We start from the raw sequence: 23,186 nt of genomic DNA, 5'->3' as shown, positions 1-23,186 counted from the left end.
ACCACTATGCTAATAACGTATCGGATTTTGACGATCCTTCTTTGGCCCTGGGTTTTCGTTTTCTCACTGCTCATTCCTGGGGCAAAAAATTTTCTCAAAACCAGAAACGAAGATAAGCGCAGAATACTCTCCTACCCTTTTGCACCTAAAGCACAAAAAGTAGTATGGTTGCATGCTGCATCCGTTGGGGAACTGGACCAATGTAAGGCACTCGCATTAGTATATAAGAAGAAGGAGCCGGAAACTTTTATTCTCCAAAGTGTATTCTCAGACTCAGTCAGAGATTCTAGCCTCGAGGCATTTCCAGCTGATCTGAAATTTCGTCTTCCTTTAGATTTTCCTTGGAGTTATGATTTTATCTTAGATAAATTTTCTCCCCAAGTTTTAGTTTGTATGGCCTGGGATCGTTGGCCTAATTTACTTTTAGCAGCCAAAAGAAGAAGGATCCAAACCGTCCTCGCTTCTGCAGTTATCACTGTCCCAAAAGGATTGTTAAAGAAGAAGTTTTACAAAGCAGCATTTTCATTATTCGATAAAATTCTAACCTCTCATTCTTCAGGAGAAGAGAAGTTTAAAGAATTACTCGGAGAGAAAAAATTCATCAAGACTCTAGGAGATTCCAGATTTGATTCTGTGATCCAAAAAATAGAAACAAGCCAAAGAGAATTTAAAAGACCAAACAATTATCCATTCTCCCAGGTGTTTCTACTCGCTTCTACTTACGAACCTTGTGAAAAATTACTTCTTCCTCTTCTGCAAGAACCTTCTCTCGAAAATACTGCATTCTGGATCTTCCCCCATAAAACAGATCCTGCTAGGATCACTCAGTTAGAATCTGAGATTAAATCAGTCACGAACGATTATACTTTATATTCTCGAACTGAGTTTGATTCCATTTCATCAAGAGTGATATTATTTGATGTGCTTGGGATTTTGGCACATGCATATAGAGCGGCTGATTTTGCATACATAGGCGGAGCGCTACATAATAGAGTGCATAATGTTTTGGAGCCTGCTTACTTCGGACTTCCACTTCTGAGCGGCCCAAGGATTACACATGCTCCAGAAGCAATCGAACTAAATCATAGAGGCGGACTATTCATTATCCGCACAAAAGAAGAAGTTTTAGAAATATTGCAATTAAGCTCCGAAAGAAAAGAGGCCATCCGTTTTTCCAATCGCCAATTTGTGGAAACAGGCAGAGGAGCAGCAGAAAGGATTTACGAAGAGATAAGAGATTAGGTTCGCACAGAGAACGCTGAGATCGCCGAGTTTTGTCTCGTAGGAACTCCTACATCATTAACTCCCCTCTCTGCGTGCTCTGTGAACTCTGCGCGAAGCAAAAAATCCTTTTCTCCCATTCCTAATAGAGGATACTAGGAAGGAAATGTCCGTCTACCGTTGTACAGCAGTAAGTTTAAAAACGACCGCCTTAGATTTTAAGGGAAATCGAGAGAAGATCCTGGCTGCAATCCAGGCCAACGAAAATTCTTCTCTCATACTTTTTCCAGAACTCTGCATTTCCGGTTACGGTTGTGAGGACACTTTTTATTTTCCTTGGGTTTGGGAACAATCTTGGAAAAGTCTTTTAGAGATCGCAAAAGTTACATCCGGCAAAACAGTCATTGTTGGACTTCCATTCTTCCAAAGCCCTTATCTATTTAATGTGACTGCTGTTTTGCAGAACGGCAAAATACTTGGACTCGTCCCAAAACAAAACCTGGCACAAACAGGAGTACATTACGAAAACAGATGGTTCACAAAAGGAGAAGAATCCAGAAATTACGCGATCACTCCCGATGGATCAGAACTTCCTTTTGGCTCCTTACTTTTTGAAAGTGCAGATTTTAATTTTGGAATAGAGATCTGCGAGGACTCCTGGGTCCAAGTTCGACCAGGTCAATATTTGGTAGAAGCAGGAGCAGATCTTATTCTTTCTCCAGGTGCTTCTCATTTTGCTTTGGGAAAACAAGATGTTCGTAAAAAAATGTTCTCTGAGTCTTCACGAAATTCTTCTACCGCAATCCTATATGCAAATTTAGATGGAAATGAGTCTGGCCGTTTGATCTTCGAAGGCGGATGTATGGGGATCGTAGACGGAAACGTAAAACAGGAAGGTCCCAAACTTCATTTTACTGATTTTGAAAGTACTCATTTGGATCTGGATTCAACAGAACTCAGATCCAATCGCGCAAGAAACTTTAGATCTTCAGGCACAAGAGAATTTAGATCTAGAGGGAAAGGTCTGCAAAGAATAGAGATACTTCCTCTAAAAACCCAAAAGAATTTAAATAATTCAGTCCAAGTCTCTAAATCAGATCTATTCCAAGAATTTACCAGAGCAGCTTCTCTCGGCTTATTCGATTATCTGATCAAATCCAAAACGAACGGTTATACTTTATCACTTTCCGGTGGAGCTGATAGTGCTGCATGTGCACTTCTCGTAAAAGCAGGAATTCTATTCTCCCAAAAAGAATTGGGACCTAAATATTTTGAATCCTTAGGTCTAGATCCTAAAAATCTGTTATTCACACTTTTCCAAGGAACTGAAAACAATTCAGAACAAACCAAAAATTCTGCAAAACAACTTTCAGAAGAATTAGGTTTTACTCATGCAGAGATCACTGTGGATTCAGAAGTAAAATCCATGCTGGAAAAAATTTCTTCAGTGAAAGGTCTTATTCCAAACTGGAAAGACCATAATCTTGCACTCCAAAATATTCAAGCCAGGGTTAGATCTCCTCTTATCTGGTTACTTGCAAACCTGAATGGACATCTTCTTCTTTCTACAGGGAACAGAAGTGAGGCAAGTGTAGGGTATACTACAATGGACGGGGACTCTTCGGGTTCTGTTGCTCCACTCACAGGTGTGAGTAAGGAATTTATACTTTCTTGGCTATTGAATGTGTATGAAGGAAAAGATATTATTCTTCCTAAAATAAATGCGCTCGAAGGAATTGTCCATTCCAAACCTACAGCTGAACTTAAACCACTTTCTGAAAAACAAGAAGATGAGAAAGATTTAATGCCTTATCCTCTTCTCCAAAAATTAGAAAGAAATTTTGTGTATTTAGGTAAATCTCCTGATAATCTTTTAGAGTCCCAGGAATGGTCTGATGCAAAAGAAGCAGAAGAAGGCAAAAAGAAATTTTTAAAATTGTTCTCCGCAAGCCAATGGAAAAGAGAAAGGCTTCCGCCTTCTTTTCATTTGGATGAATACGGCCTGGATCCTAAATCCAGTTTCCGTTTTCCGATCTTGAGCGAGATTTCGTTTTAGTTTTTTTCACGCAGAGGCGCTAAGACGCGGAGGGATTTAGAAAATGTTGGAATTCTAACACGCGATATAACAGCACTTGTAGGGACTCCAACGTCCCTTAACTCTCTACGACTCCGTGCCTCTAATCAGAGTTCAAACCTTTCAAAATTATATTCAAACCAGTAAGAAACTCTTTTTCAGGACTACTAGACAGAGAGGCTTTTGCAATCTCGATTAAACTTGGATATTTATCATTTGATAAACTTTGAAAACGCGAGATTGTTTCTTCCTTACTTTCCCCTTGGTTAGCTAAAGGTCCGGCAAGTTCTGCTTGTGCAATCCCCATTGAGAATCCAGAGATAGTCCTAAAGGCAATCAGCATTTCTTCTCCCCTTCTTCCGCTCTTAGCCAATGCTTTTAAAAGAGCTTCTGTCGGATCTAAAAAAGAAGGAGAGAAACTTCTGCGAGTTAGGATCAGAGGAATTACGTTCGGATGTAACCGAGCTGCTCTCCAAAAGGCCAAAGCGATTTCTTTTACTTCTTCCTTCCAATCAGACTTTTCGGACCTATCCCAAGAGGCCTTTGACATTACAGCTTCTACAAGAAGTGCCTCTAATTCCATCCTGTCTGAAACATAATTATAGATCGTCATCGCCCCCGTTCCAAGAGAAGAAGCCAAAGTCCTCATGGATAAAGCCCCTAACCCCTCCTGATCTACGATTTCCAAGGCCGCGGCTTGCAATTGTTCTCTAGTAAATTTAGAAGGTCTGGGCATTTTTTTACTTGATTTACGTACACCGTACGTAAATATTCCATCTTATTACGTACACCATACGTATTGGAGATTTATATGACAACAAAAACTAAATTCAATTCGGGAGATAGCTTTTGTACCTCCTGGCTCACTCTTCCTACTGGAAAAAAACCTTTTCCGGTGATCATCTTAGTTCATGGCGGAGGAGCTACCCATGATATGATGTTGGAACAATATGAAAGGGAATTTTCCAATGAAGGATATGCAGTCCTTTCATTCGATTTTAGGCATTTAGGAGAATCCGGAGGAAATCCAAGACAGTATCTAAACATTTCTCGGTATTTAGAAGATATAGATTCCGCGATCAAATTCGTGAAAGAAATTCCGGAACTAGATCCAACCAGGATCGCGTTATGGGGAACCTCCTTGGGCTCGAGTCATGTAGTTGCTTCTGCGGCAAAACATCCTGAATTAAAGGCTGCAATCATACAATGTCCTGTCTTACAAGGGAGGGCACCTGCTCTTAAATCAGGACTTACAAATCTACTTCGTTTGACTTTTCCTATTTTATCAGACACTTTCCGCTCCTTCTTCCAATTAGAAAGAAGGTATGTTCCAATTGTAGGGCTTCCGGGAGAAAAAGCATTCGTCACCGTTGCTGGTGCCTTAGAAGGATGGAGATCCGTAATGCCGGAAGGATACAAATTTGATAATAGGATCACAGCTGGATCAGCAATCGGGATGTTATTTTATGATGCTTACAAATATGCAAAAAGAGTAAAATGCCCTTTACTTGTATGTGTGAGTGATAAGGAAACTTTAATGGACCCTAAAATTGCAGTCCGATGTGCAAATGAAGCACCTTTAGGTAAGGCAATACATTACCCGGCTGATCATTTCGATGTATATCATTCTCCTTTATTCGAAAAACTCATACGTGATCAGATCGAATTCTTGGACCAGCATATGAAATAATCTTGAAAGAATTTAATTCACACAGAGCCACAAAGACACTGAGGGTTTAGAATTATTGGAACTCCTACGTGTTATGAAATTGAACTTGTAGGAGCTCCTACATCGCAATTTACTCTCCGTGACTCAGTGTCTCTGTGTGAGAATAACTCTGAGACTCTCCCCAGTCCGCACCTTATAATCCGGCTTGTTCGTAAGCTCTTTGTTTATCCTTTTGCACTTGTTCCAATTGTTGTATCATAGTTTGTTGGATAGTTTCTAACTTCTTCTCTTGTTCTGGATCCCCGGATCCTTTTTGGAGATCTACCAAGTATTTTACGATCTCCAATCTGTCCTTGGATTGTTTCTCCATATAATCGTAATATGTTACTGTTTGGTCCTTGGATGCAGATCGGCTTAAAATTGCTCGAGTCGCCTCAGATACCTTTTGTTCAAAAACTTTTCTTTGTTCTTTTTCCGCAGGAGTCATACGGCTAGGAAGAAGTGAGTTATTCGGAAACTTTTCTTTTAGTTGTGCGAATCTTTCCATCTCTTCGTTTGTATATGGTTTTCCAGTTTGGGGATTTACTGGGTTATTCGAATCTGCTGCAGGCGCTCCAGGTTTATTTTCGGAAGAAGGTTCTCCCGCTTCTGGTTCACGGTATTCCGCTTTTCCGGCCTTATAAAAATCCGAATTGGAATCGAAAAGAGAAGGATCTGCGCCTGTTTTTCCGTAAGAAGAATTTCCCGAATTGGTCCCTGATCCACCACCGAAAATACTAGCGAGTGCTTCTGCCTCGCTTTGTTTATTTTTGGAGGAGGAACTTTCGTCGTCGGTCCAAAATAGGACCACGAGCAAGAAGATGAAAAAAACTATAAAAACTACTGAAATTAATAATGTTCGAACTCTAGTCACGATGAGGAAGCCCCATATTTTTTAGTTGTAAGACCACTCCAAGGTCGAATTCTATCCTTGTGGGTTGTAAATTTAGAATCCAACATACCCTAAAGGCAGGCAACCTAAAAAACCCTGCCGTTCAGGCGGTTTTATTTTCGGTTTTTTTGTTTTTCGCATCTTGCGGAACGAATACTGATGTAACCCAGTCCCCTTACGTATTCTTAACTCCTGTGGGAGTTCCTCAGATTTTTTCTATTACAGCTAAATACGATAATATAGATACTCATAGGCCTGAGTATGATCTGAAATATTATATCACCAACATGGAACCTCAGTTCGTAGGCTATAATCTTTATATCACTTTTGCCATCCCTTCAGCGGGAGAAACACTTAGTAGTGCAAATCTATATTTAGAAAATGGGGTCCAGCCTTCTTTTCCTCAGCTGGCAATCCAAGCTTCCACATCCAATGTAGTCACAAATACTATCGAGAATTACCAACCTTTCTCTCCTGTGCAGATGTTCCAAAAATGTGAAGTTTACACTTTCACATTAAGAGCATTATTGAATACAGGGATTACTTCTAATATGTCCACTCCGGTCACGAGATGTAGTTCAATCTATCCGGACCATTGTGGAACCAATACAAGTTGTAATCCTACTGCATGCACCGTGGCAAGCTGCTCTACTTCTACCCAATCTCTATGTCCTGTCGGAACTGCTTGTAACCCTTGTACCAAGGGAGTTGCCGCTACAGGTTGCGCCTGCCCTGCGGGAGAATCTCCGCCGGGTTGCAATCTATGAGCGAAGTTCCTAATTCCAAATTTACTGTCAAACCTGGAGCCGCTTACGTAGTCGCCACTCCTATAGGAAACTTAGAAGATATTACTTTCAGAGCGGTGCAAGTCCTGGGACAAGTAGATATAATCTATTGCGAAAACTCTTCTCATAGCAGAAGACTTTTACAAACCTACGAAATTTCTACCCTAACCAGGACTTTATATAAAGACCAAGGCTCTGAACCTTATAAAGGTATTATAGAAGATCTGAAATCAGGAAAGACCTTGGCTCTGGTTTCAGATGCAGGAACTCCTGGAGTTTCTGACCCAGGCTCACAATTAGTTCGGATCTTAAGAGAAGAGAATATTCCAATCGTTCCTATTCCTGGAGCAAGCGCACTCACCTCCATGCTTTCTGTTTCTGGATGGCAGGTGCAGCCTTCACTCTTCTTAGGTTTTTTATCAGAGAAAAAGGGTAAAAAAAGAAACCAACTAAAAGATTGGGAACAGTTTGAAGGAGTTCTTACAATCTTCGAATCTGTTCATAGGATCAGGGATACTCTCTCTGCAATCAGAGAAATTTTTCCGAATTCTCCGATTCTTTTAGGGAGAGAATTAACCAAAATCCATGAGGAAATCCTGAAAATAGAACCTGTTCAGGCTTTAGAATCCCTGAAATTCCCGGAAAAGGGTGAATTTGTAGTATTAATCTATACAAATCCGAAAAAAATGCTTAACGGACGTGTCGGAGATGCCGATACTTTGGAGTGAGAGGGAAAACCCATGACTATCGATAAAATAGGCGGCATTGGCGGAGGATCTTACGAGCCACGTAAGTCGACTCCTGTACGCAAATCTGAATCTAAAGAATCATTTGATAATATTTCTATTTCCGACACTGCTAAACAAAAAGCTTCGGAAGCTCGTATCCAAGCAGAAGTGCAAACAATCGCGCAAAAGATTGTAGCAAGCCCTGTAGATTCTGAGCGTTCCACTAAACTGAAAGAAGTTAAGGAAAAACTTAAGAACGGAGATTACGATAATCTCAGCCCTGAGATCTTGAACGCAGTTGCTGATCGTATCGCAGAATCTTTCTTAGGCCGTTAATCCAAACTTAAATCCGGAATTGTTTCCCTTGGATTCCGGATTTTTCATACTTCCTCTCAATTAAAAGGGAGAACGACACACAATGCCGATACTCCCCGACTGGATCAATTTTAGTTTTCCCACCAAAATCCATTTTGAAGTCGATTGCGGCTTTAAAATGGGAAACTTCGTTAAGAACGTAGGCAATCGTGCAGTCATTCTTTCGACTCAAAGTGAGTTGGAAAATATGGACGAGTTCTCCATCATCAAAACTTCTTTAGAGAAACATATAGATGGCGTTATTCTATATGACAATATAGAGAAAGAACCTACATTAAAAGAACTAGATACTGCAGCTTACTTCGCCAGGATCTCAAACGCAAATTGTATTATAGGTTACGGTTCTTACGAAAGTTTAAACACTGCAAAGTTAGTTGCACTTCTCGCAAATAACGATGCTTTTGCAGAAGATGTTTTTATACTGAAAAAAAATCTTAGGCTTAAAAAACCGATCCCTCTTATTTTGATCCCTACTCATCCGGTCATGGGACTCGAATGTTCTCCTACCGCCACAGTTTACATGGATGACGACAGGACTGTTCGTTATTTTTCTAATGAGTTTCTTTTTCCTGAGATGGTGATCGCTGATGCTAAGATCAGTAGTTTTATGACTTCTGCAGACGTTGCAAAGGTAGGAGTTGGGATTTTAGCTGCCGCAGTGGATAGTATTCTTTCTAAATATTCTAATGAACTTACAAACTCTTCTTCTTTAAGAGCAATAGAGATCATTTATAAAAACCTAGTTCCAGCAATCAGGGATCCTAAAAACTTACAGTATAAAAACTCGATCTTTGGTGCAAGCTTGCTTGTAGGAATGTCACATTCTTCTAGCTCATTAGGACTTTGTTATGCACTTTCTTTGGCAGCTTCTAACCTAACGAACCTGGATGTTTTCCAGGCAATGTCCATTCTTCTTCCCCATGTGATGGAATATAACCTTACATCTTCCGCAGGTAAATATGTGATGATCGCAAAAGCTTTGGACGAGGACATCACCAATATTTCGGTGATCGAGGCGGCCATCAAAGCGGTAGAAGGTATCCGTAAAATTTATATAGAACTCAAGATCCCTCAAAGGCTTTCTGAATACGAAGTTCGTAAGATAGATCTGCCTGGGATCGCAAGTCTTGCTTCTTCTTTTCCTTTCCTGGATTCCCTCCCTCGGGAACTTCCTAAAAACGAGATCGAAACGATTCTTGTAGCAGCATTCTAATTTCGCGAAAAAACAGATTTATGTCTTCGAAAAACATTTGAAAGGCCTGGTTAGGGTCCAAGAATGGAGACTCATGAGCGAAGAATCCATAGACACGATTATCGGGGAAGACATCCAATTCCGAGGCAAACTACGTTTCAATAATGCACTGAAGATCAAGGGCCAATTCAAGGGCACCATTGAGACCACAGGCTCATTGATCGTGGGAGAAACCGGAAGAGTCGAGGCCGATATCGAAACAGGAACCCTGGAAATAGAGGGAGACCTAAAAGGAAATATCAGCGCTGCCTCCAAAGTTTCTGTTCGTAAGACAGGAAAGCTGGTTGGAGATGTTCGCACCCCGGATCTTGAAATAGAATCAGGAGCAAAATTCAGCGGGAATTGCATCATGTAATTATGCCCCAGCATGGACCGGATTTTCATAACCTACCAAATTCTTCCATCCAAGGCCTAACCCCTCTCCAGTCCCATGTGTTCGGGACGAAGTTCGGAGGGGCCTCTGATCCTTCAAAAATACTTACCCAAAATATTTCAGATCTTCCTTCTCCGTTTTTACTACCGGATATGGATGAATCTATCCGCATTCTCCAAATAGCAGTTAAAGAAAATAGATCCATCTTGCTCTACGGAGATAGAGATAGCGATGGTGTATGTTCCACAAGTTTACTCGCTAATTTTTTAAGAGGAATCCATCCAGGAAAACTCACGGTCAAAACTTCCAGCGAAGAAGATTACGGGCTTTGTGAACCAGCGATGAAATATGTGAGAGAAGTTAAACCTGACCTACTCGTGACACTTGACTTTGGGACAAGCAATAGTACAGAAATAGAAGAATTAAACAAAGAAGGAATGCAGGTGATCGTTCTAGACCACCACGAAATTCCGGAAAGGATACCTTCTGCCTGTAAATTGATCTCTCCTAAAAGAGGAGATTCTCTTTATCCTACCGAAAAGATCTGCACTTCTGTTATTTCCTGGAAACTGATCACTGCCTGGCTTTATACTACATTAGATAACTATAATACATTGGTCTGGATCCCAGATGGAGAAACATTCTTCAGTGGCTCTCTCGTAAAAAACGGGATCAAACTTTTCCAAGGAGATAAGTTGGAGGCAGAAAAACGTTTTTCTGGACCTTTTATAGATTGGCCGACTACCTCTAAAACTCAATTTCCAGAGAGGGAAGTTTTCTATTCTCAAATTTCTTCTTCTCCTGCTATTTGGGAACAGGTTTTGAAAAATCTGGATCTTGCTTCTATTGGAACGATTACGGATATGATGCCTCTCGTAGGAGAAAATAGGATCATAGTCAAAGAAGGTTGTTACACTTTACAAAAGATCAAAACAGGAGAATTTGCTCATCGTCCCGGTTTGGAAAAACTTTTGGCTCAATTAGATCTAGATAAGAAGAAGGTACTCTCCAGAGATTTAGGCTGGAGTATCGGTCCAGCATTGAACGCCGCAGGCAGAATGCAAAAAACAGAAGCGGCACTTTCTCTTCTTCTTTCCAACTCAGATAAAGAAGCGGAAACACTCGCAACAGACCTTCTAAAATTAAATGATGAAAGAAGAGAAAGAACCAAAAGAAATTTATTCAGGGTCGAAGGTTTTCTAAAAAGAAAACGAGAAAGAACAGAAAGGCCTATCCTATTCTGTTACGAACCTGATTTCGAACCTGGTGTCTCAGGGATTGTAGCAACAAAACTTGTGGAACAATACAAAAGACCTGTTGTATTCATTGCTCCAGATCATGGGCACGCAAAAGGAAGTGTAAGAGCTTACGGTCGAGAGAATGTTCTAAATCTTCTTAAAAAAGCGGAGAATATTTTTCACCAATTCGGCGGTCATAAAGAAGCAGGAGGATTTTCTCTTTCAATCGATCAAATCCCGAAACTTGCAGAAATTCTTTTCCAAGAAGCAGGAAGTTGGTTGGAATCTGAAAAAGTTTCCGGCTTACAGGAAGAAACCAAAAGTTTAGTGAGTTTGAGACCCCAAGAGTTAAGAGAAAATTTATATACTGAGCTTGGACTATTCGAACCCTTCGGTATGGAAAACCCTGCGCCATTGCTTTCCATCAAAGGTGCAAGAATACTTTCTTATCGTCCTTTATCAGACGGCAAACATGCAAGATTCAAAATTTTAGCGTCTTCTGAATCCATCCAAGCAATCATCTGGAATAAAGCGGAAGAGTTCTCGGAAAGGTTAAGAGAAAAAGGTGAGTTGGATCTTTGGGGTAGTTTAGAAGAGAACACTTTCAGAGGAAAGACCAACCTTCAGTTCGTGGTCCAATCCTTCGAATAATCAATATCAATCCGATTCGTTAAAATCAGAATCCTCTGAACTTGCTTCGGGTTGCTGCTTTGCACTTTCTCCGTTTTGGCGACCGCCTTTTCTGTTACGATCTTTAAATCGACCGCCGCCGCCTTCTCTTTCTTTGCGATTTCGGTTTGGACGTGAACCCTGTTGTCCACCTTCTCTTCTGGGACCGCCGCCGCCAATACTATTTGGTAGGACCGGTCTTTTGCGAAGAGAGATTTCCCAGAAGAATGCAGATTGCAGAGCCTTATCATTATTATCCGCAATCGCATTGATCTTATACACGTAAAATGCGTCGTAGAAGAAGTCTTTCTTGCGGAAGAAATTGTTCTGAGAGGCTTTATCGTCTTCAATATGAGTGAATCTTTCTTGAGACGCGAATACCTTGATCAGTCTTTCTTTATCTTTTTTAGGAGTTCCCAATCTCTGGAAAATAGGCTCCAAAGATTGTTTTAAGGAAGCAACCAAATGCCCCCCACTCTTCTTAGTTAAAGACTCTTCTGCAAGGTCGGAAAATAAAAGTGCATAAAATATCTGAGGAGTAAGCTCTTCTCTTTCGGAAAGAAGTTTGTCCGCGATCGCCAAACGTTTCCCAACTCTGGTTTCCAAAAACTTTTCACCGAAGTCTGGGTTCTTTCTACGTTCTTTTTCGAAAGCTTCCTTAAGAAGTACTTCTAAAAGAGAATTTTGAGCCATCCCTTGGAATATAAGAGAAGTTCTCCAGGTACGGAAAATTTTATTATATTCTTCCAACATACGGGAAGAAGAAGCTTTTTCCAACTCATGGACATTCTTCTTAATAGATTTAGAAGTTCCCTTATCTATTTTTAGGCCAAGAAGTACTGCAAACTTTACTGCACGCAACATTCTGACAGGATCTTCCCTAAATGAGATATCCGGATTTCCAATTACTCTGAGTTGTCTGCTTTGGATGTCTTCGTATCCGCCTACATAATCCACGATGGAATCATTACGGATATCATAGTATAACGCGTTGATCGTAAAATCTCTTCTGGCAGCGTCTTCCTGAGGAGTTCCGAATTTATTGTCCCGTTTGATCAGATAATCCTGATCTTCTACAGGTTTTTCAAAACGATGCTCTGGAAGAGAACGAAAAGTACTGACCTCGATCACCTTTCCCTTAAAGAGAATATGAACGATCTTAAATCTGCGGCCGATGATACGACAGTTATTAAAGATTTTCTTAATTTGATTCGGAGTCGCGTTGGTGACCACGTCGAAATCTTTTGGCTTTCGTCCCAAAAGAAGGTCGCGGACTCCTCCACCCACGATATAGGCCTTGTATCCGAATTTATGAAGACGATGGATGATCTTTACCGCATCCTCGTCGATCATTGTCTTGCGGATCGGGTGAGCATCCCGGTAAAATCTCTTTCCCTCCGGATAAATAAGAATGTCGTCGACGGATCCTATTTTTTTCTTGAAGAGATTGGACAGAAATTTCATATGATGGGATAGTTAAGTCCTATAATCCCCGTCGGACCCCTACCTGCAAGTAAAAATCTATGAACAACGAGGCAAAGTTCGAAGACCGCCCCAGAGCCGCAGAAAGGCTGAAGATCAAGTATCTTCGCCTACGTTCTTCCTGGCTAAAAATCAAAGAAAAAGGCTCTCGCAAAATTTCTTTTTTGCTTGTACCTCACGATCACGAAGCAGTGCTGAACGTGGAGCTAAGTGTCTTCATGGCCGCATTCTTAGGAGTACTTTCTGTCCTACTTTTTCTGCTCGCAAGTGCATTTGTGGTGTACATGAACTTCTTCTTTGTACCAAATCGGGAGTTGATCAGAGAGACTGACAATAATGTCGGGCTATTTCTTTATTATAACTCTCTTCTCAAAGACGCTAAGAAAGAAATTTCCGGATTAGAAAGAAAGACGGAGCAGTTAAATCTAGTCGCTTGGGAAGAAGTTCCCTGGAAAAGAATTCTCACCTTCGATTATGTACCTGAGTTTAGTTTGAAAAAGAATGTTCCAGAATCTTCGACTAACATGGATTTATATTCCGATACAGTCGAAGGTTTTGCAGAAAGAAATATTGAATTATACAAGATAAAACATGCCTTCCAAAACGCTTTTGATTATTTGGAAGAAAGAGAATCCATTCTATACGCGATGCCAAGAGGTCGCCCTTTAAAACCTGGAGTAGGATTTGTGACTTCTACCTTTGGAGGAAGAGTGGATCCATTTGGTTTAGTAGAGATGGGAGAGTTCCACTCAGGTATAGACTTTGCTGCAGGCGAAGGAATTCCTATCTATGCAACTGCTCCAGGCGTGATAGAAGATAATGGACAATCTGCAGGTGGACTCGGAAAAAGTATCCGCATCAATCACTTGAACGGATTTTATACAGTGTATGGACACTGCTCCGTAGTCTTTGTAGAAAAAGGACAATTAGTTACTAGAGGCCAGCATATAGGTAATGTAGGATCCACAGGAAAGGCCACAGGGCCTCACGTACATTACGAAGTCCATATAGGTTATGATCCTCCTATGGACCCTGCAGAATTCGTAAATATGGAATAAATTTTAATCTCTCCGAAACTTTCCCGATTCGGGGAACGAATATAAGGGAAAAAAGATCCAAAGAAGGAACCATGTATAAAGTCATAGAAATCGATTGGTTAAAACGACTCGTTCAAGCCACGATCAGCAGCGATTGGGAAGGAATTTCCACATTCAGCATTTTAGTAGTCATCGCATTCTTAGCGGCTTCCTATCTTCTACCAAAAGAACTTGAAAGAAGAAAATTAGAACCATCTCATGCAGATTGGCTTTTGATCTTAGGAGTTTTCGGAACATTCGTAGGTGCTAAGATATTTTTTATATTCGAGATCTGGGACCAGATTTTCGTAGATACTCCTGGTTTTGACGGAATATACCTGTATCCACTCACACATTTTTACGGCTTTCCTGGTCGTCCTGGGCTTTGGTCCAGTTTATTCTCCGGAAGCGGTTTGGTATTTTATGGAGGATTCCTATTTGGGATCTTATTCATCAGCTTATACATGATCCAAAACAAATTGGATGTAAAAGCTTACTTGGACGCTACAATTCCAAGCATGGCATTAGGTTATGCAATCGGTAGATTGGGATGTTTTGTTTCAGGAGATGGTTGTTATGGATTTGCAACTCACCAGCATATTCCTCTCTTAACATTCACCTACTGGCCAACAAGCGCAGTTCCAAGTGGTGTTCCAGTTTGGAATACTCCGGTCATGGAAGCAGCAGTATCTTTTCTATTCTTCATGTACTTCCAAAAATGGGCGAGATTCCAAAACTTCAAAAAGTTTAGCTTAGGTGCTCAGTATCTAGTTTTACATGGACTTGCAAGATTAGCGATAGAATTCTTAAGAGTGAATAAGGCAGTGATCCCATTCTTTGATCCTCCTATCCAAGCAAACATTCCAGGAGTGAACGGAGAAACCACTACCTTCTTAAATGGATATTACTGGCACGGATTTTCTCAATCTCAGTATGTATCGATCGCGATCATACTGGTTGGTCTATATTTCTTAGTGAAATGGAAACTATGGGAGAAGGAACCAGTCCCAGCTTAAGGTTATGAAAACTATTTCGCACGGAGAGCACTGAGGTCACAGAGGGTTTTGTTTTTACTCCAAGTTGCAAGTTTATAAGATTGTAATATAGGAACTCTAACAAACTTATCTCTGCGTTCTCCGTGTGCTCTGTGCGAACCCTTTGAGCTATTCACCTGAGGCGTGGAACTTCTCACCTTTGATCGTTCTGATCATATCTGCAGTATTCAAATAATTCGTAGTTTTAAAAAGAACCTTCCCATCGGAAGAGAAGATCACAAAGAATGGAAGCCCGATTTTTAATTCAGGAAATCTAGGATCATTCTCATATATTAGAAAATCCTTATCATCGTCCTTAATTTTTAGAAGAATAGTTTTACCAAGAGCTTGGTTTAAATTAGGGTCAGAGATGGTCAATTCTTCGAAGGCCTTACAATTAGAACACCAATCTGCATAAAAATCTGCGAATACCAAACGATCTTCGCTCCGAGCAGTTTCGAATGCTGTATCAGAAATTCTATGCCACTCTAGATTTCCATGCTCTTCTACAAGATCCTTCTTGATAACGCCAGGAACAACTCCCCAGCCTGCAAGTCGGATCAGGATCGCGCTAGAACAAATCAGTCCAGTAAGAAGTAATGCCTTCTTCATTCTTTCTGTGCGAAGAAGTGATGTTGACTGGTAAAAATATGCTGTGGCCAAAACTCCTAGAGAAGCAGCCAAGATCCCAAGGCTCAAATCAGTAGGAACAGACCATAATTGCATTGCCTTATTATAATAAGACCAAGCAAAGTAGAAGACCACAAATCCTAGAACGATCTGAATCCATCTAGTCCATTTTCCTCCACGAGGAAGAGAAAGTCCAAATACACCTAAAAATAAAAACGGCAATCCTAAACCGAGTCCGAATAGCGCCATCTTGAATGCGGAAACCGCTAAAGAATAAGCACTAATACTTTGGACTCCAGCAGTTACTTGGATGAGAATCGCAACTACGATCGGACCAACACAAGGAGAAGATAAAAAACCCGCTCCCATTCCCAGAAGGAAAGTTCCCTTCCAGCCTTGGCATCCTTTCCATTCTTTCACGGGAAAAATTGGTAAATGCAAAATTCCTAATGAAGCAAGTCCCAATAAAAAGATAATTACGGCTAAGAATAAATTTGTTCCCGGAAATCTTAGAACAGTATTAAATGCGCCGCCTGAAACTCCGGCCACGAGTCCGAAGCAAAAATACATGGAAGCAAGCCCAGCATAATACACCAGAGGATGGAACATTTTGTTCGTAGCGGTTTCTCCCCTTGCTTGTATGATCCCGACCGTGATTGGATACAAAGGATAAACACAAGGAAGAAGACTTGCACAAAGTCCACCCAGGATCAGGAAAATTGCGGAATGAAATCCGAACTCTGAGCCTGAAATTCCCGTCTCCAACCATTTGTTGAGAGAAGACATCCAGGATTCAGAAACTACCTGGGACTGGGCTTGCAAGGAGCTAGTTAGGAAAAAGAAGAATATTAGAAGTCCGGCTCTTAGGCCAAACATTGAGGAGAGAAGGATCCGAATTTTCTTCATGAGATGAACGATTAGACCCAAATAGGATTTGTCTTTCTCCTAAGATTCATTATCGGTTCCATTACCTCGAAACCAAGTTGCGATTTCTAAAAGTATGGTCAATCCTGAATTCCCGGATCGGTGACACCCTAGATTTGGTCCGTACTTGTTTGGACGAGTTAGAATGGGAGAAAGGAGAGAAAAAGCCCGATCCTTTTCTAAAAAAAGACCGGGCTCGAGAAGGATCTACCTCAGATGGCGAACTGAAGTGTGAGTGAGAAATAGGTACTATTTCTATCGATATTGAATTGTTTTTGGTTTTTGATCGCGTCTCCAGCGTAAAGAACAGTAGCTCCCGCCCAAATAGAGAAGTAATCATTGACCTTCTTGATATAAATCAGGTCATATTCTAACAAAAGTCTGTGTCCAGGTTGCCAATTTTTCAGGAAGGGATTATTGGCATAGTTTTCGGTGCTTCCTGTAACAGTTTTGTTGGCAAGGAAATCTCCGTTTGCATCGAATCCTGAGCTTCCTGTAACCGCGTTCCTGTTACCGTCATACCAAGCGTCTTGGACTTTGTCCTTGCGAATATCGTAAATTGCGAAAATGAATCTTCCCCAGGTATCATCATAATATTGAAGATGAATGGAAGAAGTTCTTACGTTCGCCCAGAAAGCAGCGTTTGCGATACCGTTCCCTGAATCGAAATAAGGGAATCCACCGGATCTTGTAGCAAATAAAGGATCCCAGGTTGCGGATTTTCCGTCAGCTCTATTCGGATCCCCGGAAGCTCTTGCAAATTGAACTCCCACACGGAAACCTTTATAGTTATATCCTGTTTGAGCTAAGAAGAAGGATGCGTCATGCTGAACAGTTTCCTTGTAAGCGGCATGTTTGTTTGTTCCAGATCCGATTTGAGTATTCAGAGTATCCCAAGAAGCATCTATTGTTTGGCCAGTACTTCCTGTTTGGGCTGCGTATTCTAAACCCCAGTCCCAGGATTTTCCTGCAGGAAGACTTCTGCCAGAAGCTGTTCTGTTACTCAAACGAATACCGGTTGTGAATAAATTGTCTCTACCGTTTGTTCTTTCGTTTGGATCTACAAGAGGACCAGTAGCTGTAGTAGTATTATACTTTTTGATAACACCAATCTCATAAATATCTAACACTAACTCTTCAGAAGGTTTCCAAGTATTGTATAAGAAAGCAAGATATGTATCGTTAAGAGATTTTGCTCCACCAACTTTCTGGCTATTTGCAGTTACAAATCCGTTAGGACCATTACTCTCTTCTGCAAGAACAGTATAACCAGCATGAGTAGACCAAGTCTTAGTATCGAAGGCCACTCTAACTCCATCAAAAGAGTTACCGATCTGGCTATCGTTACGAGCACCTATGATCCTGGAATCTCCATAAGAGAAGACCTGACGACCTAAATACAATTTTGTATAAGGAAGAAAATCTTTCCAGATCACATAAGCTTCTCGGATATCAGTATTATTTTTTACTGGGACCTGGCTACCAGGAGCATATGCTGTTCCGATAGAATTTGTAAAAGAAGTTGGACCGTATCCAGTTCCACTTGGGTCTTTATATTGTCCATACAGACGAGTATCTTGGATGGTCAATTTTACCGCAAAGGATTCATTGATATCTAAAAGAGTCCAGAACTGGCTGTTTTGCGTAACGTAGTTCTTGGAATCACTTGTGGACTTATCAAAATCTTGGTTATTAAAATTTTCGAATCTAGGACGGATCTGCAAACCAAAACGAAGGTTATCAGTGATCCAAAGATTAGAACTTTTTTTAACTGAATCTTGGTGTTCAGGAGTTAAGAGTAAAGTTCCAAGCAATTCCCCATCTAACTTACCTTTCCAAGGACTTTTATATGGAGCAGCAGGAATTTTATCCTTCTCCTTATCTTTGTCCTTAGTATCCGCGTTAGCAGCAGGAGTTTGGGTAGAAGGAGCAGTAGTCTTCTCTTCAGTAGCAGTAGGCTTGACTGGAGTAGGCTCAGCCTGAGTCACAGTATCTGCTGGCTTAGAAGGCTCTGCGCCTTGGGCCCAAAGGGTCCCTAATCCTAAAAGTCCGAAAGACAAAAAGAGTCGGACTGGCAAGAGTGAATATTTTTTGTTCCGACTCTGTCGGCTCGTAACTGTATTTTTTAACATATAGGGAGTCCCTTATTTTGGATTAAAATCCAATATAGCGGATATAAATCGGAGTTTAACAGATTTTGTAAACAATTTATTTGATATTTTCTAATATTTTTTAATCCTTGGTCGCTTTTTGAAACCAAAATTCCTCATTTAATATGACAAATCGGCATTCCCTCTGTTAAAGTAGAATGTTCCGAAACTTCTTTTCCGTCCAGGATTGTGTAGAAAGGCCGATAGAATAAGATAGAATGCTTAGAAAGACAAAACACATAGCCAGAGCTATCACCCTAGTCTTTCTGCTCTTCTCCCCTATATTACAAAATTTGAATCCAATTCCTGTCTCTATTAGCACGGAACCAGATCTAGATTATAATTATGAATACGAGAAGAATGGCGTATATACCAAGTTTTCCGACTGGGTTCCTTATAAACTCCATAAATGGGAGCCAAAGTTTTTAGAAGATTATTATGAGATGTATGGCCTCAAACTTCATTATAAAGAAAATGAACTTAGAAGGAATATATTCTTCCTAAAAGCTGGTTTACAAAAAAGATTTCGCCATCCAAGAAACGCACTCTGCAGAGTAACTAACGAAGAAGAATATCATAAATATAGACTCCTGATCTTTATGCATATGAATTTGCAAATCATGAGATCCTATATGAGGATTGCTTCTCAATTCGATAAAAGACATTTATATTTTTATAATTTGGATTTTGCACACGAGCTAAAACAATCCTTCGAGGTAGCTGACGCATTCTATAAAGAGGCCATTCCTTATTGGGAAGCTTCCAGAAAATACGCCGACCAGGCTTCTGAGATCGATTATGATCTGGATCTAGGAACTATAGAAACAGAAAGATATGAGATCATCACAGGCAAATTGGATTTTGGGCAGATCATTTCAGATCATAGAGAAAGGCTGACTAAAAAAAGAGAAACTGTGGGCGCCTATCTGGCAAAATACCCAGAAGCAGATAAACCAAATCTAGATCAGATACCTTAGCTAAGTCTCACACCTCTCTGCGGCTCAGCGTCTCTGCGTGCCCATAAAAAAACCCCGAGAAATCTCTCGGGGTTTTTTAATCCATACTGAATTCTTACGATTAGCAAGAATAAGTAGTAAGGAACTCGAATGGGTGAGGACGTCCTTCCCAAGGCCAAATTTCGGTTTCGAATTTGTAAGCTTTGTAGGTTTGGATGAACTCTTCAGTAAATACATTTCCTTTTTTGAAAATTTCTTTACCAGCCAACATATGCTCAACTGCTTCTCTAAGAGTGTGAGGCATTTGTTGGATTCCTTTCTCGCGGATCTCATCCAGAGAAAGTTCGAACAAGTCTTCTTCCCGAGGTGGTCCCGGATCGATCTTGTTCTGGATCCCGTCAAGTCCTGCCATAAGCAATGCTGCAAATGCAAGATAAGGGTTCGCAGAAGAATCTGGGAAACGGAACTCAACACGTTTAGCTTTTTCACCGCTAACGAACGGAATTCTCGCGCAAGCGGAACGGTTCTGAGCAGAGTAAGCTAAGATCGCAGGAGCTTCGAATCCTGGAAGAAGTCTCTTATAAGAGTTAGTAGAAGCGTTAGTGAAAGCAGCTACAGTTTTTCCGTGCTTCAATACACCACCAGTATAGTTAAGAGCAAGCTCGCTTAGGCCCTGGTATCCGTTTCCTGCAAATAGGTTCTTGCCATCTTTCCAAATAGATTGGTGGCAGTGCATACCGTTACCGTTGTCTCCGTAAAGAGGTTTAGGCATGAAGGTAGCAGTTTTTCCCCATTTGTGAGCTACGTTCTTAACAACATATTTCAGTTTTTGAACGTTATCAGCTGCTTCAATAAGAGTTCCGAATTTAACTCCGATCTCTCCTTGAGCCTGAGCAACCTCGTGGTGAACCACGAAAGTTTCCATTCCGATCTTATGAAGAGTTTTAACGATATCAGCACGAAGATCCACTTGAGAATCCACTGGAGCTACTGGGAAGTAACCACCTTTGGTTCCTGGACGGTGTCCAGTGTTGATGGAACCTGGCATATCTGTGTGAGAGTTCCAAATACCTTCGGAAGATTCCAATTCATAGTATTGGATATTGATCGCGTCTCTTACTTTCAAACCGTCGAAAAGGAAGAATTCATTTTCTGGTCCGAAATATACAGTGTCGCCGATCCCGGTATCTTTCAGGTATTTCACCGCATTTTTAGCGATGGAACGAGGGCATTTTTCGTAAGCTTGGTTCTTATAGATGTCCCAAACATCGCAGAATACTACAAGAGTAGGGTCTGCAGTGAACGGATCCAAAAAGATGGAAGTTGGGTCAGGGATCAACTGCATGTCCGATTTATGGATCGGCTGCCAAGCAGGGATGGAAGAACCGTCAAAAGGAAGTCCTTTTAGAGTGTCTTCTTCTACTGAATCTACGTGGTAAGAAACGTGGTGCCAAGCTCCTTTAATATCCGTAAAACGGAAATCGTAGAAAAGAATCTTGTTCGCTTTTGCGAAAGCGATCACTTCTGCGGCATTTTTCGCCATTGATACTTATCTCCTATATCTTTGTACTAGGGGTCTCTAATTCGCACGCGGAAAGCGTGTCCTGCTTAAGCTTATGCAAGAGATGTGCCAAATCCTAATACCCATCTTGCAAGTATCTTCTCTCCCAATAAAAAAAGAAGGAGCCCCTTGAAAAGCAGTCCATGCTCAGGCTAAAAATCCTTGAACCTGAGGCAATCAGTAAAAAACTCCGAATAGGCGGATTCGATAGAATTTTAAACCCTAAGGTTTTGTATCTATCTGACCTTTGTCTTGCGCTAGTTTGGTACACTACGCTCAAAATATAATCATGGGAGAAACCATGCAGACCCTTGCCAAATGGCCTAGTCCATCCGAACTTTCTTTCTCAGACGGGAGAGATACCCAAACAGGAATCCCTAACTCTAAAGAATATTTTCAATCTGTGTTGGCATGGGCAAAGGAAAATGGAGCAGAAGAATACTATCTAGTACCGTTGGAAAAATGGGTTCCCTCTTCCGGGTTACTTTCTACCCTTCCCTCTTATTCGGTTCATACTCATGTGGAGATCCCAAATTCAGTTATCTTCTCCTATTTACTCCCTCCTGTATTATTCGGAAATAAACTATGCTTCTGGACCTCGGAAGGAAAAAGCTTAACAGACTCTTATATTCATGTTTTAGAAAAAATAGAAAAATGCGAAGAGTTACTAAGTAAAATTTTCGAAAAAGAGATCCATTCAATCCCTGAGATTGTTTGGAAAGAAGAAGAGAAACATTCAAATTCTCTACTATTAGAAAAAAAATTATGGGGAAGAAGAGAAAATGGAAAAAGATATTCTTCCTCTTTCTCCTTAGCTAAGGCTTTTTTTGTAGGATCTTTGACAGATATCAGAGAGATCAGCGAATACGAATTAGTATCCAACTCTTCTTCCGAATTAGAAGTCTCAATCCAAAAGTTTTTATTTAAAAGAGCAGATTCCAAATACTTCTCCCTATTATCTGCCTTTGGAAAAATTGAATCTGAGAAAGGATTTATTTTTAAACCGAAGATCTATTTTTCATTCGGACTACAACTTTTGATACTCTCTTGTGTTCTTGCAGAAGCTTACGAAGAATTAGTTTCTCGCTTTATAGAAGAAAGACCCCAACACAAAGATATATTAAATAAATTGAAAGAATGGACTGAGAAAGAATTTCATCCTAAAACAGATATAGGAATGGAAGCGATCTTTGAAGAAAAGGTCGTCCATTTGCTAGATAAATATTCAGGCAGAACAGACAGATACCTTCTCAAAAGATTAGAAGAAGAATATTCACATTCTCAAAAAGATCTATCCGAACATTTCCAACTCAGGAAGAAGGAGATAGAGGAAAAACTGATCCCTGACCTTCTCTCCCATATAGATTCTCATTCTAAACTTTCCTTTCCAGAAGAGCTAATATCAGAGTGGGAAAATTTAGGAAAAACATTACAGACTCGCCTCGAAAATCTTCTCTTAGAAAGAAAAAATTTACCAAATTCCGAACAAAAAGGGAACGGAAAAACACCCGAAAGCTGGAACATTCTAATCGGACAAAGGTCTGACTAAAGAATATAGGGCCAGTTTAGCCTAGGAAAGGTTTCTAATCTCCCGGAGAGAAATCTTTGACAAGGCCGGTATTTCAAAAAAAATGACCGGTAAATACCTTTTAAGGTATTTCCTAGGAATAACGGCGACGTAGCTCAGCTGGTTAGAGCAACGGAATCATAATCCGCAGGTCCGGGGTTCGAATCCCTGCGTCGCTAGGTCCTTTGGAGAAAACACATCTATGAAAAAAACAATCCTCGCAACCCTAATCTTGCTCGCTACGGTTTTCACCGGATTCTCTTCGGTTTCCGCTCAAAGCCAAGCATGCAACCAGATCTGTGATTTTTATACAAACTGTGTAGAAGGCCAAAAAAAGCTTAGCGCTGCAGATAAACAAAAAGTGGGAGCTGGCTGTTTAAATACCTGCCGCAAAAATTATTCAGCAGTTACTTCTTGTTATGAAACTCATTCAGGCCAATGTACAGCTTTTAATAGCTGCTTGGTAGACGGTTATAAAGGTAAAAAATAAT

20 protein-coding genes and 1 tRNA gene are annotated in these 23,186 nt (G+C 40.6%); 15 read left to right on the top strand and 6 right to left on the bottom strand.

Annotation, left to right across the window (positions count from 1 at the left end):
* Positions 1-6 precede the first annotated feature (6 nt).
* Both EHQ52_RS13870 and nadE read left to right on the top strand, forming a co-directional pair.
* Positions 7-1,242, top strand: coding sequence for a 3-deoxy-D-manno-octulosonic acid transferase (locus EHQ52_RS13870; RefSeq protein ID WP_135615805.1), 1,236 nt, complete (start codon positions 7-9; stop codon positions 1,240-1,242).
* 145 nt (positions 1,243-1,387) lie between these two features.
* Entirely contained in the window at positions 1,388-3,277 is a 1,890-nt protein-coding gene (gene nadE / locus EHQ52_RS13865) for an NAD(+) synthase (protein WP_135615804.1), read from the top strand.
* A gap of 121 nt (positions 3,278-3,398) precedes the next feature.
* On the opposite strand, the gene EHQ52_RS13860 is transcribed toward nadE, so the two are convergent.
* Positions 3,399-4,031, bottom strand: a complete 633-nt coding sequence (locus EHQ52_RS13860; RefSeq protein WP_135615803.1) for a TetR/AcrR family transcriptional regulator — start codon at positions 4,029-4,031, stop codon at positions 3,399-3,401.
* Positions 4,032-4,106: 75 nt separating this feature from the next.
* Here EHQ52_RS13860 and EHQ52_RS13855 point away from each other — a divergent pair, with 75 nt between their 5' ends.
* A complete protein-coding gene (locus tag EHQ52_RS13855; RefSeq protein ID WP_135615802.1) occupies positions 4,107-4,985 on the top strand; it encodes an alpha/beta hydrolase in 879 nt (292 codons plus the stop codon).
* Between the two features lie 172 nt (positions 4,986-5,157).
* Here EHQ52_RS13855 and EHQ52_RS13850 read toward each other — a convergent pair whose 3' ends face one another.
* Entirely contained in the window at positions 5,158-5,877 is a 720-nt protein-coding gene (locus EHQ52_RS13850; protein ID WP_167492215.1) for an LIC_20245 family lipoprotein, read from the bottom strand.
* A gap of 77 nt (positions 5,878-5,954) precedes the next feature.
* Between EHQ52_RS13850 and EHQ52_RS13845 the strand changes: the two genes are divergently transcribed.
* From EHQ52_RS13845 to recJ, 6 genes are all read left to right on the top strand, one after another.
* Complete coding sequence (locus EHQ52_RS13845; protein ID WP_167492220.1) at positions 5,955-6,662, top strand: LIC11073 family putative lipoprotein; 708 nt, start codon at positions 5,955-5,957, stop codon at positions 6,660-6,662.
* The gene (rsmI, locus tag EHQ52_RS13840) at positions 6,659-7,408 is read left to right on the top strand and encodes a 16S rRNA (cytidine(1402)-2'-O)-methyltransferase (RefSeq protein WP_135615800.1); all 750 of its coding nucleotides are present in this window, start codon (positions 6,659-6,661) and stop codon (positions 7,406-7,408) included. The genes EHQ52_RS13845 and rsmI overlap by 4 nt, the downstream gene beginning before the upstream one ends.
* Positions 7,409-7,420: 12 nt before the next feature.
* Positions 7,421-7,744, top strand: coding sequence for a flagellar biosynthesis anti-sigma factor FlgM (locus EHQ52_RS13835; protein ID WP_008592868.1), 324 nt, complete (start codon positions 7,421-7,423; stop codon positions 7,742-7,744).
* Positions 7,745-7,826: 82 nt separating this feature from the next.
* Positions 7,827-8,996: an iron-containing alcohol dehydrogenase gene (locus tag EHQ52_RS13830; RefSeq protein ID WP_135615799.1), complete on the top strand. Its 1,170-nt coding sequence runs from the start codon at positions 7,827-7,829 to the stop codon at positions 8,994-8,996.
* A gap of 73 nt (positions 8,997-9,069) precedes the next feature.
* Complete coding sequence (locus EHQ52_RS13825; protein ID WP_010515397.1) at positions 9,070-9,390, top strand: bactofilin family protein; 321 nt, start codon at positions 9,070-9,072, stop codon at positions 9,388-9,390.
* A 2-nt stretch (positions 9,391-9,392) separates the two neighbouring features.
* Positions 9,393-11,297, top strand: coding sequence for a single-stranded-DNA-specific exonuclease RecJ (gene recJ, locus EHQ52_RS13820; protein WP_135615798.1), 1,905 nt, complete (start codon positions 9,393-9,395; stop codon positions 11,295-11,297).
* A 6-nt stretch (positions 11,298-11,303) separates the two neighbouring features.
* Here recJ and pcnB read toward each other — a convergent pair whose 3' ends face one another.
* Positions 11,304-12,779: a polynucleotide adenylyltransferase PcnB gene (pcnB, locus tag EHQ52_RS13815; RefSeq protein ID WP_135615797.1), complete on the bottom strand. Its 1,476-nt coding sequence runs from the start codon at positions 12,777-12,779 to the stop codon at positions 11,304-11,306.
* A gap of 59 nt (positions 12,780-12,838) precedes the next feature.
* On the opposite strand from pcnB, the gene EHQ52_RS13810 reads away from it, so the two are divergent.
* Both EHQ52_RS13810 and EHQ52_RS13805 read left to right on the top strand, forming a co-directional pair.
* Positions 12,839-13,855, top strand: a complete 1,017-nt coding sequence (locus tag EHQ52_RS13810; protein WP_135615796.1) for a M23 family metallopeptidase — start codon at positions 12,839-12,841, stop codon at positions 13,853-13,855.
* Between the two features lie 71 nt (positions 13,856-13,926).
* A complete protein-coding gene (locus tag EHQ52_RS13805) occupies positions 13,927-14,889 on the top strand; it encodes a prolipoprotein diacylglyceryl transferase (protein ID WP_135615795.1) in 963 nt (320 codons plus the stop codon).
* A gap of 147 nt (positions 14,890-15,036) precedes the next feature.
* On the opposite strand, the gene EHQ52_RS13800 is transcribed toward EHQ52_RS13805, so the two are convergent.
* Together EHQ52_RS13800 and EHQ52_RS13795 are read right to left on the bottom strand one after the other, a co-directional pair.
* Entirely contained in the window at positions 15,037-16,443 is a 1,407-nt protein-coding gene (locus tag EHQ52_RS13800; protein ID WP_135615794.1) for a cytochrome c biogenesis protein CcdA, read from the bottom strand.
* A 230-nt stretch (positions 16,444-16,673) separates the two neighbouring features.
* Positions 16,674-18,521: an alginate export family protein gene (locus tag EHQ52_RS13795; RefSeq protein WP_244244892.1), complete on the bottom strand. Its 1,848-nt coding sequence runs from the start codon at positions 18,519-18,521 to the stop codon at positions 16,674-16,676.
* A gap of 308 nt (positions 18,522-18,829) precedes the next feature.
* Between EHQ52_RS13795 and EHQ52_RS13790 the strand changes: the two genes are divergently transcribed.
* On the top strand, positions 18,830-19,588 hold the full coding sequence (locus tag EHQ52_RS13790) for a hypothetical protein (protein ID WP_135615792.1): 759 nt from the start codon (positions 18,830-18,832) through the stop codon (positions 19,586-19,588).
* Positions 19,589-19,688: 100 nt separating this feature from the next.
* Here EHQ52_RS13790 and glnA read toward each other — a convergent pair whose 3' ends face one another.
* Positions 19,689-21,110: a type I glutamate--ammonia ligase gene (gene glnA, locus EHQ52_RS13785; RefSeq protein WP_135615791.1), complete on the bottom strand. Its 1,422-nt coding sequence runs from the start codon at positions 21,108-21,110 to the stop codon at positions 19,689-19,691.
* A 319-nt stretch (positions 21,111-21,429) separates the two neighbouring features.
* Here glnA and EHQ52_RS13780 point away from each other — a divergent pair, with 319 nt between their 5' ends.
* The 3 genes from EHQ52_RS13780 (at position 21,430) to EHQ52_RS13770 (ending at position 23,185) form a co-directional block, all read left to right on the top strand.
* On the top strand, positions 21,430-22,677 hold the full coding sequence (locus EHQ52_RS13780) for a hypothetical protein (protein ID WP_135615790.1): 1,248 nt from the start codon (positions 21,430-21,432) through the stop codon (positions 22,675-22,677).
* 123 nt (positions 22,678-22,800) lie between these two features.
* Positions 22,801-22,874 (top strand) — tRNA-Met (locus tag EHQ52_RS13775).
* A gap of 23 nt (positions 22,875-22,897) precedes the next feature.
* Positions 22,898-23,185: a Cys-rich protein gene (locus EHQ52_RS13770; protein WP_135615789.1), complete on the top strand. Its 288-nt coding sequence runs from the start codon at positions 22,898-22,900 to the stop codon at positions 23,183-23,185.
* Position 23,186: the final 1 nt, after the last annotated feature.

Source organism: Leptospira koniambonensis, from assembly GCF_004769555.1.
Taxonomy (GTDB): domain Bacteria; phylum Spirochaetota; class Leptospiria; order Leptospirales; family Leptospiraceae; genus Leptospira_B; species Leptospira_B koniambonensis.
This window is presented reverse-complemented; position numbering and strand designations above follow the sequence as displayed.